This is a genomic window from Sediminibacillus albus, from assembly GCF_900101125.1.
GTDB classification, from domain to species: Bacteria; Bacillota; Bacilli; order Bacillales; family Amphibacillaceae; genus Sediminibacillus; species Sediminibacillus albus.
On sequence record NZ_FNFL01000008.1, the window covers coordinates 128,886 to 144,293 of the forward strand.

At 39.9% G+C, this 15,408-nt stretch carries 19 protein-coding genes, 1 tRNA gene and 2 riboswitches; of the genes, 8 read left to right on the forward strand and 12 right to left on the reverse strand.

Features of this window, described 5'->3' with window-relative positions; translation table 11 throughout:
* The first annotated feature begins 4 nt into the window (after window positions 1–4).
* The 4 genes from BLR93_RS16600 to BLR93_RS16615 all read left to right on the forward strand — a co-directional run bounded on the left by BLR93_RS16600 (window position 5) and on the right by BLR93_RS16615 (window position 4,974).
* The gene (locus BLR93_RS16600) at window positions 5–970 is read left to right on the forward strand and encodes an ROK family glucokinase (RefSeq protein ID WP_093217034.1); all 966 of its coding nucleotides are present in this window, start codon (window positions 5–7) and stop codon (window positions 968–970) included.
* A gap of 279 nt (window positions 971–1,249) precedes the next feature.
* On the forward strand, window positions 1,250–3,166 hold the full coding sequence (locus BLR93_RS16605) for an LTA synthase family protein (RefSeq protein ID WP_093217037.1): 1,917 nt from the start codon (window positions 1,250–1,252) through the stop codon (window positions 3,164–3,166).
* Between the two features lie 319 nt (window positions 3,167–3,485).
* Window positions 3,486–4,184, forward strand: a complete 699-nt coding sequence (locus BLR93_RS16610) for an ABC transporter ATP-binding protein (RefSeq protein ID WP_093217039.1) — start codon at window positions 3,486–3,488, stop codon at window positions 4,182–4,184.
* 10 nt (window positions 4,185–4,194) lie between these two features.
* The gene (locus BLR93_RS16615; protein ID WP_093217041.1) at window positions 4,195–4,974 is read left to right on the forward strand and encodes an ABC transporter permease; all 780 of its coding nucleotides are present in this window, start codon (window positions 4,195–4,197) and stop codon (window positions 4,972–4,974) included.
* A 70-nt stretch (window positions 4,975–5,044) separates the two neighbouring features.
* Here the strand turns inward: BLR93_RS16615 and BLR93_RS16620 are convergent, their stop codons facing one another.
* Window positions 5,045–5,209: a DUF2759 domain-containing protein gene (locus BLR93_RS16620; protein ID WP_093217044.1), complete on the reverse strand. Its 165-nt coding sequence runs from the start codon at window positions 5,207–5,209 to the stop codon at window positions 5,045–5,047.
* A 157-nt stretch (window positions 5,210–5,366) separates the two neighbouring features.
* On the opposite strand from BLR93_RS16620, the gene BLR93_RS16625 reads away from it, so the two are divergent.
* Window positions 5,367–5,987 carry an MBL fold metallo-hydrolase gene (locus BLR93_RS16625; RefSeq protein ID WP_093217047.1) on the forward strand — a complete coding sequence of 207 codons (621 nt, stop codon included), beginning with the start codon at window positions 5,367–5,369 and terminating at the stop codon, window positions 5,985–5,987.
* A gap of 71 nt (window positions 5,988–6,058) precedes the next feature.
* On the opposite strand, the gene BLR93_RS16630 is transcribed toward BLR93_RS16625, so the two are convergent.
* The 9 genes from BLR93_RS16630 to comGA all read right to left on the reverse strand — a co-directional run bounded on the left by BLR93_RS16630 (window position 6,059) and on the right by comGA (window position 10,432).
* Window positions 6,059–6,301 (reverse strand): DUF2626 domain-containing protein, encoded by a 243-nt coding sequence (locus tag BLR93_RS16630; protein ID WP_093217049.1) that lies wholly within the window; start codon window positions 6,299–6,301, stop codon window positions 6,059–6,061.
* Between the two features lie 134 nt (window positions 6,302–6,435).
* Window positions 6,436–6,507: transfer RNA gene (locus BLR93_RS16635), tRNA-Gln, on the reverse strand.
* Window positions 6,508–6,555: 48 nt separating this feature from the next.
* Complete coding sequence (locus BLR93_RS16640) at window positions 6,556–6,948, reverse strand: hypothetical protein (protein WP_093217052.1); 393 nt, start codon at window positions 6,946–6,948, stop codon at window positions 6,556–6,558.
* The gene (locus tag BLR93_RS16645) at window positions 6,923–7,294 is read right to left on the reverse strand and encodes a ComGF family competence protein (RefSeq protein ID WP_245690187.1); all 372 of its coding nucleotides are present in this window, start codon (window positions 7,292–7,294) and stop codon (window positions 6,923–6,925) included. Before BLR93_RS16645 ends, BLR93_RS16640 begins: the two co-directional genes overlap by 26 nt.
* Window positions 7,295–7,316: 22 nt before the next feature.
* Window positions 7,317–7,655, reverse strand: coding sequence for a hypothetical protein (locus BLR93_RS16650; protein ID WP_093217057.1), 339 nt, complete (start codon window positions 7,653–7,655; stop codon window positions 7,317–7,319).
* Window positions 7,642–8,094: a competence type IV pilus minor pilin ComGD gene (comGD, locus tag BLR93_RS16655; RefSeq protein WP_093217059.1), complete on the reverse strand. Its 453-nt coding sequence runs from the start codon at window positions 8,092–8,094 to the stop codon at window positions 7,642–7,644. Before comGD ends, BLR93_RS16650 begins: the two co-directional genes overlap by 14 nt.
* A complete protein-coding gene (comGC, locus tag BLR93_RS16660; RefSeq protein WP_093217062.1) occupies window positions 8,078–8,386 on the reverse strand; it encodes a competence type IV pilus major pilin ComGC in 309 nt (102 codons plus the stop codon). The genes comGD and comGC overlap by 17 nt, the downstream gene beginning before the upstream one ends.
* A gap of 11 nt (window positions 8,387–8,397) precedes the next feature.
* A complete protein-coding gene (gene comGB, locus BLR93_RS16665; protein ID WP_093217064.1) occupies window positions 8,398–9,459 on the reverse strand; it encodes a competence type IV pilus assembly protein ComGB in 1,062 nt (353 codons plus the stop codon).
* Window positions 9,407–10,432, reverse strand: a complete 1,026-nt coding sequence (comGA, locus tag BLR93_RS16670) for a competence type IV pilus ATPase ComGA (protein WP_093217067.1) — start codon at window positions 10,430–10,432, stop codon at window positions 9,407–9,409. Before comGA ends, comGB begins: the two co-directional genes overlap by 53 nt.
* 109 nt (window positions 10,433–10,541) lie before the next feature.
* Between comGA and BLR93_RS16675 the strand changes: the two genes are divergently transcribed.
* Together BLR93_RS16675 and BLR93_RS16680 are read left to right on the forward strand one after the other, a co-directional pair.
* A complete protein-coding gene (locus tag BLR93_RS16675; protein WP_093217069.1) occupies window positions 10,542–11,045 on the forward strand; it encodes a shikimate kinase in 504 nt (167 codons plus the stop codon).
* Window positions 11,046–11,080: 35 nt separating this feature from the next.
* A complete protein-coding gene (locus tag BLR93_RS16680; RefSeq protein WP_093217072.1) occupies window positions 11,081–11,260 on the forward strand; it encodes a YqzE family protein in 180 nt (59 codons plus the stop codon).
* 55 nt (window positions 11,261–11,315) lie between these two features.
* Here BLR93_RS16680 and BLR93_RS16685 read toward each other — a convergent pair whose 3' ends face one another.
* Window positions 11,316–12,131 (reverse strand): YqhG family protein, encoded by an 816-nt coding sequence (locus BLR93_RS16685; protein ID WP_093217075.1) that lies wholly within the window; start codon window positions 12,129–12,131, stop codon window positions 11,316–11,318.
* Window positions 12,109–13,782, reverse strand: coding sequence for a DEAD/DEAH box helicase (locus BLR93_RS16690; protein ID WP_093217077.1), 1,674 nt, complete (start codon window positions 13,780–13,782; stop codon window positions 12,109–12,111). Before BLR93_RS16690 ends, BLR93_RS16685 begins: the two co-directional genes overlap by 23 nt.
* Before the next feature lie 168 nt (window positions 13,783–13,950).
* Window positions 13,951–14,040: riboswitch (glycine riboswitch) on the forward strand.
* A gap of 3 nt (window positions 14,041–14,043) precedes the next feature.
* Window positions 14,044–14,128, forward strand: a riboswitch (glycine riboswitch).
* A 159-nt stretch (window positions 14,129–14,287) separates the two neighbouring features.
* Here BLR93_RS16690 and gcvT point away from each other — a divergent pair.
* A complete protein-coding gene (gcvT, locus tag BLR93_RS16695; protein ID WP_093217080.1) occupies window positions 14,288–15,397 on the forward strand; it encodes a glycine cleavage system aminomethyltransferase GcvT in 1,110 nt (369 codons plus the stop codon).
* Window positions 15,398–15,408: the final 11 nt, after the last annotated feature.

The following is a 15,408-nucleotide window of genomic DNA, read 5'->3' on the forward strand; positions in this document are numbered from 1 at the left end:
TCGAATGGCAGAAAAGTATGCTGTTGGTATAGATATCGGTGGAACTACCGTAAAATTGGCGTTTATCAATCAAATGGGAAGTATTAAAGATAAATGGGAAATCGATACAAATAAAGAAAACAAAGGAATATCAATACCAACAGATATTTGGAAGTCAGTGGAGAAAAGGATAATGGATAGCGATATCAGCCTTGAACAGTTGCTCGGCATCGGAGCAGGTGCTCCTGGGTTTGTGGAGCCTGCTACCGGAGTGGTTTCGATTGCCGTAAATATCGGATGGAAAGATTTCGAGCTGGCAGAAAAACTGGAAAGCCTTTCAGGTCTGCCAGTAATCGTTGATAATGATGCTAATATAGCCGCTTTAGGAGAAAACTGGAAGGGATCAGGTAATCAAGTGGACAATTTGATTGCAATTACACTCGGTACCGGCGTGGGCGGCGGTATTATTGCCAATGGTCAGGTTTTGAATGGCGTCAATGGAACAGCAGGAGAAATCGGGCACATTACTGCGGAAGTTGATGGAGCGCCATGCAACTGCGGGCGGAATGGCTGTTTGGAAACAGTAGCCTCGGCAACAGGCATTGTCAGACAAGCCATGCGGTCTATCGAGTCAGGTAATGAAACGATATTAGTGGAAACCTTTCGCAAAAACGGAGAAATCAATGCTAAAGATGTGTTTGCAGCAGCAGATAGCGGTGATGAAGCTGCCAGACGAATTGTAGCTAAAACAGCGGATGTACTCGGGTTTGCTATAGCGAATGCAGCGACAATTATCAATCCGGAAAAAATTGTCATCGGCGGGGGGGTTTCTCAAGCTGGCCGACAATTACTGACACCTTTAAGGGCAGCATTCGATCGATACGCACTGCCCCGAATAAGTGAAGGCTGCGAGTTTGTTATTGCTCAATTAGGGAACGACGCCGGGGTCCTCGGTGCTGCCTATTTAGTAAGACAACAAGGTTCTAGCTAACTAGGAAAATAAAATACAATATTAAACGGGTATCTTTGAAAATAATCCCTTGGAAGGGTTTATTTTTTTGCGAATGTCTATTAAAATATAGAAATATTAAATCGATGTAAAATTTTTTCAGAGAAAAATGAAACCTTCTGGAAACTACAAACGTCTTATTAATAGTGTTTATTTATTTCAATCGGTGGAATATAATATAATAATGTAAAATGGACGTAAACTCTCAATTAATATAATAAACTATGAAAATGGAACTCGGATTTAAGGAGGAAATGCACAATGTCTAAAAGACTTTTTAATATACCCTTGTATATTATAGCTACTGTGTTATTTGGATTAAAAACATATGTAGTATATCGCTTTATATTTAATATTTCGCTGGATAATATGATGCAGGAATTTATTTTGTTCATCAATCCATTCGCTTCTGCCTTTTTGATTTTTGCAATCAGTGTTTGGTTTAAAGAAAGAAGGCAAATGAAATTTTTACGCTATATGGCGTTTTTAGGAACAATTATTATTTATTTCAATCTGATTTTTTATAGGAATTTCACCGATTTTATTACCATCCCTGTTTTATTCCAAGGCAGCAATGCTGCTGACTTAGGTTCCAGTATTTTTTCACTGGTCCATCTACCGGATCTGCTGTTATTTGCAGATGTGGCGATTATCTGGTACTTGAGTAAGAAGCGCCCTGCCGTTATTTCGGCAAGTTACCGAAAAAGAGGTAAAACATTGGCGCTCAGTGTATCGCTTTTATTCTTGCTTTTCAACTACACATTAGCGGAAATTGAACGCCCGCAGTTATTACAGCGTACATTTGACCGGGAGTACCTTGTCAAAAATATTGGGTTGTTTAATTACCATATTTATGATGCCGCCTTACAATCAAAAACAAAGGCGCAGCGGGTATTTGCCGATGGCAATGAAATGCCGGAAATAACGGAGTATGTGAAGGAGAAAGCGACAAGCAAAGAGAAGTCAGACCTGTTTGGAGTAGCAGAGGATAAAAATGTGATTTTTGTCTCTTTGGAATCCGTACAGAGCTTTGTAATCAACAATGAAGTAAATGGGGAAGAAATAACTCCTTTCCTGAATGACTTGATTGATGAAAGCTACTATTTCGAGAATTTCTACCATCAAACAGAGCAAGGAAAGACATCAGACTCAGAATTTTTAGTGGAAAACTCTTTGTATCCTTTATCGCGGGGAGCAGTTTTCTTTACGCATGGCCAAAATGAATACAATGCAACCCCTGAGATTTTAAATGAGGAAGGTTATTTCACTTCAGTCTTCCATGCTAATAACAAAAGCTTTTGGAACCGTGACGTGATGTATAACAATATTGGTTATGACAAGTTCTTCGATCTAGATTCTTATGAAGTTACGGAAGATAATTCGATTGGCTGGGGTTTGAAGGATAAGCCGTTCTTTGAACAATCGATGAAATATCTTGAATCCCAACAACAGCCATTTTATTCGAAGTTTATTACGCTGACCAATCATTATCCATTTGATTTAAGTGAAGAAGATGCATCTATTGATCAATATGATTCCAATTCAAAAACTCTGAACCAGTACTTTCCAACAGTCCGTTATACAGACGAAGCTGTTGAACAGTTCTTTAAAGAACTAAAGGAGTCTGGTTTATATGAAGATTCAATTATTGTACTGATGGGTGACCATTATGGAATTAGTGAATTCCACAATAAAGCGATGGGGCAGTATTTAGGTAAGGAAATCACTCCTTACGAACACATTCAGTTACAGCGAGTTCCTTTCTTCATCCATATTCCTGGAGAAGAAGGCGGAGTCATATCAGACATCGCTGGCCAAATCGATGTAAAGCCTACTATTCTTAGTCTGTTGGGAGTAGAAAGTGAGAAAGACATCACCTTTGGTACTGATTTGTTTGCTGAGGATCGTAAAAACTTTATTGCCTTACGTAATGGAGACTTTATTAGTGACAAATATGTTTATAGTAAAGGCCAGTGCTATGATCGTCAATCCGGAGAATTATTGGAAAAAGAACCGACAGGTCTTGAGCAGCCCGAGGATACTGAAGGCCTTTGCCAGCCTGTGAAGGAAAAAGTGGAAAAAGAGTTATCATATTCTGACCAAATCATTTATGGAGATTTATTCCGTTTTTATGATTTTGGAAATAGCGAAAGCGAAAGCAGTGAAAGTGAACAATGACGACCAAAGTTTTTCCTTTAGGGGAATACTCAGGCTGGCGGGTGAATCTCGCCAGCCTGTTTTTTTGATCTTTTTTTAAGTTTCGGTCTCTTTGTTTGTTATCCGAGAAAATAAAATCCAAGCGGCGATGATTCTTTAGTTTCAACAAGAAAATAATCGGAAAAATTACATCAAAGGAAATAGTTATACGCGTGTTTGGGCTTCTATGTTGTATTTGCCTCCTATGAAACAAAATCAATTACCGTTATTATGTATAAGGAAGTAGTTATACCGCTAAGTTATGGTATACCGTTAATATGAAAATGAAGGTGCATGATTTATGAACAATGAAGTATTTGTATTTTCCGGCGTATCAACCCCACAGCTAAGTAATATCGAATTTAAGATCAACAAAGGCGAAAAAGTGGTCTTGTTCGGTCCTTCAGGTGCGGGGAAAAGCTCTTTGCTTTTTTTGTTTAATCGGTTAAAAGATCCAACAGAAGGAAGGATTCATTATCGAGATAAGCCAATCACTGATTACCATGTTGCTTCGTTAAGAAAACAGGTAGGACTAGTTATGCAGAGTCACCATTTGTTTCCGGGAACTGTTTACGATAATCTACAGTATGGCCCATCTCTTTTTGAAAGTTGGGACGAAGGACAAGCGAGCGAATTGTTGGAAATGGTAGCCTTGCCGCAAACAATCCTTCATAAAAATGTTAATCAGCTTTCTGGGGGAGAAAAGCAAAGGATTTCCTTTGCCCGAACGCTCGCTAATCGACCGGATGTATTATTGCTTGATGAACCGACAAGTGCTCTGGATGAGCGCACAACTGAAGAGATAGAGGATTTATTAAAAATGTTGGGCAAAGAGAAAAACCTTACGATGATAATGGTTACCCATGATCTTTCCCAAGCTAAGCGGTTAGGGGACCGTGGGATGTTTATGAGCGAAGGAAAATTGTTAGTTGACCAACCAGTTGAAGAAATATTCACGAGTCCGGAAAATGAGACCCTGAAAAACTTTTTGAACAGATAGGAGGGGGGAGATGGCTCCTGATATATCAAACTATTCGTTGTTATTCTTAATCATTTTTGTGCTAATTCCATTGAGCCTTTCGTACCGCTATCAGCTTGGGATGAATAAGGACATCGTTTGGTCGACAATCAGAGGTACGGCTCAGCTGTTTTTTATTGGCTATTTACTAAACGTTTTGTTTGATTTAAGAGCAATCATCGGTGTTCCAATTATGGTTGGTGCCATGATTTTGATAGCTTCCTTACATGCACGGAATAAAGGGCAAGGGCTTCCGTACGTATTTCCTGCTATTTTGATTGGTCTTCTATTGATAGAAGCCAGCGTCTTGGCCTTATGGCTTATTTTCGATATGATCAGTTTTAAGCCATCAGAGGTCATTCCGATGAGCGGAATGGTGATAGGCAATAGTATGGTAGCAATGGGCTTAGCGTTAGAAAGGATTAAAAGTGAATTCAAAGAAAATAATGGGAGGCTGTTAGCTGCTTTATCCCTTGGTGCTTCTCCCAGGCAGGCAGCACAAATAATTATCCAAAAAACATTGCGGGCTTCCTTGATCCCTAATGTAGATGGTTTAAAAACGATTGGTCTTGTCCAGCTGCCTGGGATGATGACAGGAATGATACTTGGCGGCATAGAACCAGTAATGGCCATTAAGTATCAACTAATTATTTCGATCAGCATTTTTTCCTCTGTATCTTTAAGCGCAATATTTATTACATTGGTGGTCTATCGCTTTTTCTTCAATAAGCAGGCGCAGCTTGTCCCAATCAAGGAGGGACAATCGCAGTAGGCGGGGTTGGATGACCCGGTTAATCGCATGAAAAAATCCCTTGGAAACAAGGGATTATATAGAGCGTGATTTAATGAAACAATTCAGCCCATATAGTCATGATGGAAAACCAGCCAAAGACTAAAGTGGATAAACCTGCAAACGCAACAGCAAACATATTTTTAGCTTTTAATTCACGGAATACAGCAAGAGCGCATAAAATTGCTACGACTAATAGCATTAGTGCTAAAACCATTATTCCAAACCTCCTTATGGAGTCCCTATGATTGTATAGGAACTATCATATATTAATATGTAGTAGATATGATCTCCTCATACATTCTAAAACAATTTGAATGATTTGTCGAGATATACAGGAACAATTATACTTATTTTTAAGAAGGAGTGATGAAATGAAGATAGAGAAAATGTCACTAGGCCCACTAGGGACTAATTGTTATATTGTAATCAAGGAGGAAGAGGCTCTTATAGTTGATCCAGGAGGGGATGCTCAGGTGTTGATTGACTGGTTGGAGAAAAAAAAACTAAAGCCTCTGGCAATCTTACTGACGCATGCTCATTTTGATCATATTGGAGCTGTTGATGAAGTGAGAAATACCTTCCAAATTCCTGTGTACGTACATAAAGAAGAGTCTGACTGGCTTTCCAATCCTAACCTGAATGGATCGGCATTATTCCGTATGGATTTGATCACTGCGCGTCCTGCCGATGAATTCTTTACTAGCGGTCAAATGGAAATCAGTAATTTTTCGTTAGAGGTCATCGAGACACCCGGACATTCCCCAGGAGGCGTCTCCTTTGTATTCCCTGAAGACAAAGGTGTCATTTCTGGTGATTCCTTGTTTCAAAAAGGCATTGGAAGGACAGATTTGCCGGGCGGAGATTTTGATTTATTAATGAATACTATCAAATATAAACTCTTCACCCTCCCTGACAATTATACTGTTTATCCTGGTCATGGGCCTGTTACTCAAATAGGAGAAGAAAAGGCTGATAATGATTTTATAAAATAAGGCTTCGTGCAATCAACAATATTGGCAGCAAAAAGCTCTAAGCCATGATCAAAGGCTTAGAGCTTTCGTTTTTAGTGCCCAAATCCGGGAACGAGTATGAAGTTGGAATAGTAAGTAAAACCGATGAAGAACAGGGTGCAATAGGCACCGAATAAGTACATATACATGCGTTCGGATAATTTTAAATAACTTACAGCTATGAAAAACACCGTTTGAGCTAAAAATAAGACGGCTAGGCTGTACATATCGCCAACATAAAACATAACAGTAAATATACCTGTCCAAAAAGCAAGAACACGATACATTCTATCCATACTTTCCCCTCCTTTATCAAAGGTTATGTATCATCGTTATTATAAACGAGTAAACAAAGATTGTAAATCAATCTTATCATATATGAGAGGGATTTTACACAAAACCAAAATACCGCTTATAAAAAATAAAAGAACTGGGCTAGCTGGATTCGAACCAGCGAATGACGGAATCAAAATCCGCTGCCTTACCACTTGGCTATAGCCCATTGAGTTCGTCCATATATTGTGCAGTAATACTAATTAATATACATTGGTTAGCTTTCATTTTTTAATAAAACATGTTTTATTTTTTTAGATACAGAACCGTTAGTTGTTTCGATCCAAAAAATAGCGGATATGTGATTGCTGCTTTCGGTTTGAAAGCGGACGATGACATTGCCATACGGATAATCTAACTTCAATTCCCCGGCAGCCCTGTCTGGTGTTTCACTGATATATTCAGTAAGCTCCTCTGTTCCCATTTGCAGGATTGTTTCTATTTTAGCTTGTTCAAAATTTTGCTTGGTTATCTCCATGTTATTCATATGGAGAGAAACGGTCGTACTGATTGCTGTGACAAGCATGATAGCTATCCAAGCGATTAATGGAAAAACGAACCCTTTTTCATTTTTTAAAAGTTGTTTATGGAAAGTTGAAAGTTTTATCATATGTTGCTCCTTCCAAAGAAACGATCTTCACTTTTATTCCATAAGGAAGCTCCTCTACGTCAAATTGCTGAATGTTCCTTAACAGTATTTCATGCCCGGCTCCCAGCACTTGTCGACGAATGACATCTTTATACCTAGTTATGGTAACTGTATCCTTGTTGAATTTTTCGAGAGTGATTTCATTGTTTAGGATATCAACTTTTTTGGACTGATTAATTTCGTCAGCCATGAGCTGAAAAAATAATCTTGCCGATTGCTCATCAAAATAATCCTCCGTGTGCAGGGAATCGTAAATAAAGGCTAAGAAAGGCAGCATTATTAATAAGATGGACAGGCTTAAAAGCATCGACACAAACGTAAATCCCTTGTTATTCACTTGGGTATCCATATAGACAGGAGGTTTCTTCCATTTGTTTAGCATTATTCCATGAAGCACATCCTTTTATCAAATGATCTTGCCGGGTGAACGTAAAATGGACAGTAAAAGTTCCGATTTCTTCTTGGAACGCGGAGGGATGAAAGTTATCGGTGTGAAGTACACCCAACAAATGATCATGCAATGAAGAATGAACAGTTCTTCTTTGGCTTAATATCCGTTCCTCTTTTTTTAATACATATACGGTTGGCAGTAATGTAATCATTATCAACATCAATATAGAAAAGGCTGCTAACAATTCAATGCTTGAAAACCCTCTATTGCTCAACAATATAGTTCCTCCCTTTCCCTAGTGGGAAGACTACTTTGTATTGGTTATTTCCTGTATCCACTATCATCGTACCTGGATTTCTTAGGCTTCCTTTATCGGTAAAAGAGATTGGCATTTTTAAGGTCCTTAATTCGATATGGCAGTGGTCTGGAATATTTCGTTGGATGAGAACTTTACCTGTTCCCCCTTGGTGAATAGTGTACTGCTGGTTTTCTGGATCAATCAAAAGATAAATGTTTTCTTTAGAAGCCAGAGAGAGTTGTTGCAGATAGAGAATATCATTATTGAATTGCTGGAAGAATTGCTTGGTTTGAAAAGTATGGAGGAAGTAGCGGGGTAGAGAGAATCCAATAGCGATGAGGGAGACAGTAATACTTAACACCAGCATGACTTCGACTAAGGTATATCCTTTTTTATTCCAATTACTGGACAGATACAAGGGTTACTTCTCCTGTTGGCGAAAGCTGAAGTTGTTTTGAACCGTTGGCACATGTATCTGTTTTCAGATAATTGTCTTCAAGAAGCTTATCTATAGAGTCTGGCTCTATTCCATTATCAATTTGATAAGCCTGTACCTGGCTTGCGGCCATTTCTACTAATGCTGTACATCCCTTCGACTGGACATCCTCGTTCTTATCAGAAAGGTTGGGAAGGATCAAAATAAGAAGCACAGAGATGATTGTTAGCACAATTAACATTTCAATAAGGGTAAAGCCTTTGTCATTTTTCATTTTTTTCTCCTTTAGATTGTTTTTATTAACTGAAACATAGGCAGCATAATGGAAAGGTAGACAAAAATAATTAGCCCGGCCAACAGACAAAATACAATTGGTTGGATAAGCGCAATTACCTTGTTTATTTTCTCCTGCATCCGATCGGTTAGGAAGTCGGCATATATATGCAAATCTCTTTCCAGCTCTTTGGCGTTGATGTTTTTTTGAAAAATTCCAGTCAGTTCCTGTTCAAATAAAATAAGAGAGGGCAAAATACCGGTGATGTGGCGGCCATTCTCCAGATTGGACGCAATACGGCCGGCATAAAAAGATAGGATGGGGAGCCGCTGCTGATGATTAAGAATTTGAAATGCGTCTTTGATCGGGATAGAGGTTTTTAACAGCGAACCTAAATGCAAAGCAAATAAAAATGTAGTTTTCAGACGCAAGTAACTGCTTATAACCGGAACCCTGCTACACCATTTAATTTGTCTATCTATCGGGATGTGTTGTCTTGCAGCAAGCCAGACAGGTATGGCGATCAGACAACCTAAAAAAAATACAATCATCGAGTTAAACAGGATATCGATGATAAGAATAGAAAGAGAAGTAATAACCGGGGCTTCGCCAGATGAGGTAATTATCTGGATAAAAGCAGGATAAACGGAGTTTTTAACAAAATACAACAAAACGGTGAATAATCCGATTAGCAATAAAGGATATCTAATTGTTTTCTGAAACTGATGCAATTGCGATAATTGCCTTTCAATCATTTCAGAGCAAAGGTTAATTGTTGACTCTAGATCACCATTAGACCTGGCAAAGTATAAATAGGAAGTGATATTCTGGCTGAAACGGGCTTTTTCAAAAGCTCTGTCAATTGGCTGTCCGTGGTATAAAGAATCAGATATTTCAGCGGCAGTATCTGAAAGTCTTGGATCCCATCCGATCATTGCTAAAGCTTCCATGAGCGGATAACCGCTGGTGATTAGTCTTCCTAACCTTTTAAGGAAAAGCAGCTGATCCCCGCTCTTCAGTTTAGGGTGAAGTAAAGAGCGTGGTAAGAGTTTCCTGCTTGCTTGAATATCCATACGCAAATGCTTTCCTCCTTAACTGGGCAAATGATTGACAGCTGCCCTTCTGAGCAGGATCTAACCCATTAATTGCTTGTGTTAGACTTTCATTTTCCAGCAGCTCCATAATAGCGGCGCGTGATTTCCGGCCTCCTAATTCGATAGGGAGCAGCTGCAGGGAAGCAACAGCTTTTAAGACTTGTTGTAATTCTCTTTGTGGAATTCCCATTTCCAGTAGTCGATGAATTGTTCCGGACCCATTCTTGGCGTGAAGCGTAGAGAGCACCAAATGGCCGGTAAGAGCAGCGTGAAAGGCAAAACGGGCGGTTTCGTGATCGCGGATTTCTCCAATCATTAAGATATCCGGGTCATGCCGGAGGGCAGCTTTCAGTCCTGCATGGTAGCTAATGCCAGCCTTTTCATTCACTTGTACTTGAATAAGATTATCCATTTCCTTTTCAATCGGATCTTCCAAGGTGATGGCTTGCAGCGAGTGCTCATGTAACAACTCCTGTAACAGCGCGTAAAGGGTGGTCGTCTTTCCGCTGCCGGTTGGTCCGGTAAGAAGGATAATACCTGAACGATAAGACAGCCATTGTTTCACTCTATTCAATTGGTGCGGAAACAAGAAAAGTTTTTCTAGTTGAGGAGCTTGTGTTTGAGGAAGAATTCTAATTGCCAGGCTTTCAGAGTTAGTTACGGGAAGTGTTGATAACCGAAGCGAAAAATGGTGGTTTTCGTCATCTTGAAAAAACACTGTTCCGTTTTGTGGTTTTCTGACTTCTCCAATATCCATTCCTGATGTAAACTTGTAGTAACTTAACATCATCTCATACCGTTTATTCGGAATAAGGGTGTGGAAGGTTCTTTTGCCATGGATGCGAAAAAAGATGTGGGTTTGGTGTTTGCGGGGAAAGAAGTGGATGTCAGAGGCATTTGATGAAGTGGCGGTTAGCAGCAATTCTTTGGAAAAAGTTGAAGCAGTTTTCAATAATAAAATCACCTCGCTTTTTCTGGGAGTAAGGGTAGTTTCGACAAACGATTAATTTTTCCTGCAAGGAATGAAAAAAATTTAAAACATTTTAGGAGAGGGTTATAAATTGAAATCACTATTTTTAATCGGTTTTATGGGGAGCGGCAAGACTAGTGTAATGGTCTCTCTGGCTAGAAAACTCGGCCTGCCGTACATAGATACAGATAAAGCAATTGAAGAAGAACAAGAGCAGAGGATACCAGCCATTTTTGAAGAAGAAGGGGAGGCTGCATTTAGAAAGTACGAATCAGAAATCCTTCAAAAAATGCCTAAGCTTGATACGGTGATTGCCACAGGAGGGGGCATCGTGGAGAAGGAAAAAAACCGGGAATGGCTGAAAAGAAATGGAACGATCGTTTATTTACATACTTCCCTCCAAGAGATTAACAAGAGATTGGCAGAAGACCAATCACGCCCTTTATGGAAGCGTCATGATAAGACAGCATTGTATACCAGCCGGCTTGCCAAGTATGAGGATGCCGCAACGGTAAGAGTAACGACAGATTTCAAAACACCTGAACAGATTGCAGATGAAATCATCGAACTTATAAAAAAACAGCAATACGGTTAAGCTAGACATATAACTAAAAGCAAAGGATGTTTTATATGTCTGGAAACGATTATGTTAAATTCATGACTCAGGAGATCGTCAAGTATATGGACACGCCGCAGGAGGAAAGAAAAAAACGGAAGAGTGGCAGAAAGCATGAACCAGATGATGTTTCGGATCAATGGCTTGGTTTGATTCCTTTCGCTTTCCGGTTATTAATAAAGAGAAAAAAGTAGCAGACCGAGATAACCAGGTCTGCTGTTTTTAATAGTCTGCCGTTTCAAAGGTTCATTAACCATTTGAACTGATAGTATTGGATGTTTGCTGGCTTAGGTAAAAGATTCCGCCGTTAACAATGTCAATGGAGATATTGGGCCGGAAACGCTTTTCAATTTCCGAAAGGGATTGCTTTAGCTGTTCTTGCTTTTCCCCATCAGTGGAGACATCTTTATAAAAGTATTCCAAAAGTTTTCCTTCCTCATATAAATGTTCCCATGATTCCTTAGCCCACGTATAGTCTTTGGTGTTTAAATATTTTTCGACATAGCGGATAATTCTTTGGTAGCCGCTCTTATAGCGGATTAACGGCGTAATCGTATAACAAAAGTCAGGAATTCCCGTATGAAGCTTAAGTTTTATTAGCTTATCCATCATCGGACTAACTAATGTACCATTGATCAACTGTAAACCATACGAAAGCAGTTCATCCTTTTTATGTTTTCCGCGGTAAATGATTTTTAGATTGATTACTAGCCATGGGATTAACGGACTACGCTGCATAGCGGTATCAACTTGTTCGAATTGTCTAGTTATTTTCCCCTGCTGTCCAAGCGTGTTGAAAATTTGATGAAGCCTCGGACTTCCAAAGTGGACCCATTCTCCTTGTTCATCCCGCCGATCTGGATTAGTAATGAAAGTGACCTTCATTGGCTGGCCCTGCTGCCCGATTTGTTTAATATAATGCCAATAAAACGGACGATTCATTATCAATTCATCCATTTCATCGGTCAGCTGGATGGTTACTTTCCCATTTTCGTTTTCTAAAATACCGCAATGATTGGCTGTAAAGTAATCCGTCAGGAAATCATGAAGATTCTCTATTGCCATTCCAATCCTCCTTTGAATTGATTCGTTCCTGTGTTAGTGAGATGACAGAGGAAAGATTATCTAATTTTATTTTTGCTTCTCCCTCTGTTTCTGATTCTGTAAAGATTGTCTGGATTTCCTGTTCCACATCATTAATTTCCAGTTCTGCAAGTATAGCGTCTAAATTACCGACGACTCGTTCAAAGAGATGTATTTTTTCGTAGAGCAGGCTTAACACATGCTCTTCCATGGTATTCTTAACAGCAAAGTTATAAATGTTGACATCATGCTGCTGGCCAAACCGGTGGATTCTTCCGATTCGCTGTTCCAGCCTCATCGGGTTCCAAGGCAGGTCATAATTAATCATGTTATTGCAAAACTGAAGATTGATGCCCTCGCCTCCCGCTTCTGTAGCTATCAACACTTGGGCATGATTTTCAAAAAGCTGCTTCATCCAATCTTTTTTTCCCCGCTTGAAACCGCCGCGGTAAGGGACAGACGATATGCCATGCTGTTGAAGGTACCATTGCAGATAAAGCTGGCTCGCGCGGTATTCAGTAAAAATAATAAACTTCTCATCAGAATCCTTTAGTAATTCAATTACCTTATCAGCCTTTGCGTGATGCGGCAATTGCTCTATTTGTTTTAGAAAATCCTCGTATGCCTGTCTATTAGGGATTTCTGTGTCTTGGCTGAGCATTTTTTTGATTGATAAATAACAGGCTTCCCTAGAGGAACACAATTCCCTGGTCAAGGTAATCGATGAAAAGGTGCTGGCATCCCTGGTGATCGCAGTGAGCCGGTTATATGCTTCCTGCTCCTCCTCGCTGAATTCTATGGAAACAGTCTGGACCTTCCTCTCTGTCCAATCAACCTTGGTATCTCCGCGTCTGTTTCTTACCATTACTTTTTGGATTAACTGTTTTAAGTGGCTATCATTAAATAAATTGTTTCTGTCCCTGCCGAAGTTGGCTGTGAAATCTTCATAACTGCCAAGGTGGCCTGGCTTTAATATCGACACAAGGTTAAATATATCGCTCAATTTATTTTGTACGGGTGTCGCAGTAAGTAGCAGGCAGTACTTTTTTCTTAATGCACGGACGAATTCATAATTTTTCGTTTTATGGTTTTTAAGCTTATGCGCCTCATCTATTAAAACGAAATCATATTCCTGGTCTAATATTTTTTCCTTGTGGGGGGATCTTTTGGCCATATCCATGGAGCTTACGATCACTTTGTTTTGATCCCATACAGGACGCTTTCCCTGAGAGACTGCTGGTATGTAAAATTTTTGGGTTAGTTCCAGGACCCATTGGTTCACCAAGGAGGCCGGGACGAGAATTAAAGCCTTTTTTACCAAGCCTCGAATCATATATTCTTTTAGAATGAGACCTGCTTCTATCGTTTTTCCTAATCCCACTTCATCTGCTAACAAGCCTCTGCCATTCATCTCTTCAACAATTTGTTCCGCACAGTCGAGCTGATGAGGAAGGAATTCGACATGAGGCAAATGCTTAGGTGCAATTAAACCGGTAAATTCGGTTGTCAAGGTTGCCTGTGAGGATAAGTAGGACATCTGAAATAAGTCCCATGAAGAAAAGGGACCGTCATGGTTCAAGGCAGTTTCGAATTCCTCGATAAATTCAGAGTCTTTATTTAGTTGTATATTCATCGCTTTGCCCCCTTTAAAATAAATTCAATTCACTCCCACAGATTCACGGCGCTGTGATATAATAATGCTGAATTTAAAAAAATTGAAACGTTTTGACAATGGTAATCTAAATAATTGGATCACAGTTTATGATTATTATGCCCGAAAGATGACAATTTAATATGGCGAATGATTATAAGAGGAGAGACTACTTTTTTGGTAGCGCCGAAGGAGCAAACTTTACGTGAATCTCTCAGGCAAAAAGACTCTTATAGGACGCAACTCTGGAGAGTGTTTACTTTGTAAACCACCTAAGAAGCAAGCCCTGTGCTAATGCAGGACGAAACTTTCTGGTGCAAGGACAGGGATTTTTCTAATTACGGAAAAATCTCTGTTTTTTTGTTGTTTAAGGGAAGAGCGGCAACGACTGCCTTTTACAAGTTTCTGGTCTTCACGTTGCCAAAGAACGACAAGTACTATTGGTTGTAAGGCAGGTTGATTTAATTAATTAAAAGGAGTTGGTATGATGGCAGAATTACAGAGGACCCCTTTATTTCCCGAGTATGAAAAGAGCGGGGCCAAAACGATGGATTTTGGGGGCTGGGAACTACCAGTGCAGTTCTCAAGTATTAAGGAAGAACATGAAGCAACCAGGAATTCGGCAGGGCTTTTCGATGTGTCGCATATGGGCGAAATATTGGTTGAAGGGGAAAATAGCGAGCAGTTTCTGCAAAAAATGTTGACAAACGATCTTTCCAAGCTTACCCCCGGGCGGGCGCAATATACGATTATGTGTTACAAAAACGGGGGAACAATAGACGACTTGATTGTTTATAAGCTGGAGGAGAGCAGCTTTCTGTTAGTAGTGAATGCTGCAAATACAGACAAAGATCATCAATGGCTGTTGGAGCATAAACCTGATGGACTTCATGTAAGCAATCGCTCGAATGATTATGTGCAGTTAGCTGTTCAGGGTCCCAAGGCTGAAGCGATTTTGCAGAAATTGACGAAAACGGACTTATCAGCAATAAAATTTTTTCGGTTTGATAACCAGGTAGTTTTCTCAGGCCTTGAAACGGAAGCGATTGTTTCGAGAACGGGCTACACAGGCGAGGATGGGTTTGAAATTTACATAGAACCCGCAGCAGGGGTCAGGCTCTGGCAAAAAATATTGCAGGCTGGCGAAGCGGAAGGCATTAGGCCAGTTGGGTTAGGTGCGAGAGATACGCTAAGATTTGAGGCTAACCTTGCATTATACGGCCAAGAGTTAACGGCAGATATTACCCCAGTGGAAGCTGGACTGGGCTTTGCGGTGAAAACGGATAAGTCTGCTGACTTTATCGGCAAACAAACGCTCAAGATTCAGAAGGAAGAAGGTGCGGAGCGTAAATTGGCAGGTATTGAAATGATAGATAAAGGGATTCCGCGCACTGGCTATGAAGTGTTCACAGGCGAAGATAAAATTGGTTTTGTAACTACTGGAACACAATCACCGACATTGAAGAAAAATGTGGGTTTAGCGTTAATTGAGGCTGACTATGCAGAGCTGGGAACAGAGCTTTACGTTCAGGTCAGAAAGCGCAGATTAAAAGCGAAGGTAGTACCTACACCTTTTTATAAACGTTCAAAAAAATAATGCTAGCCAAG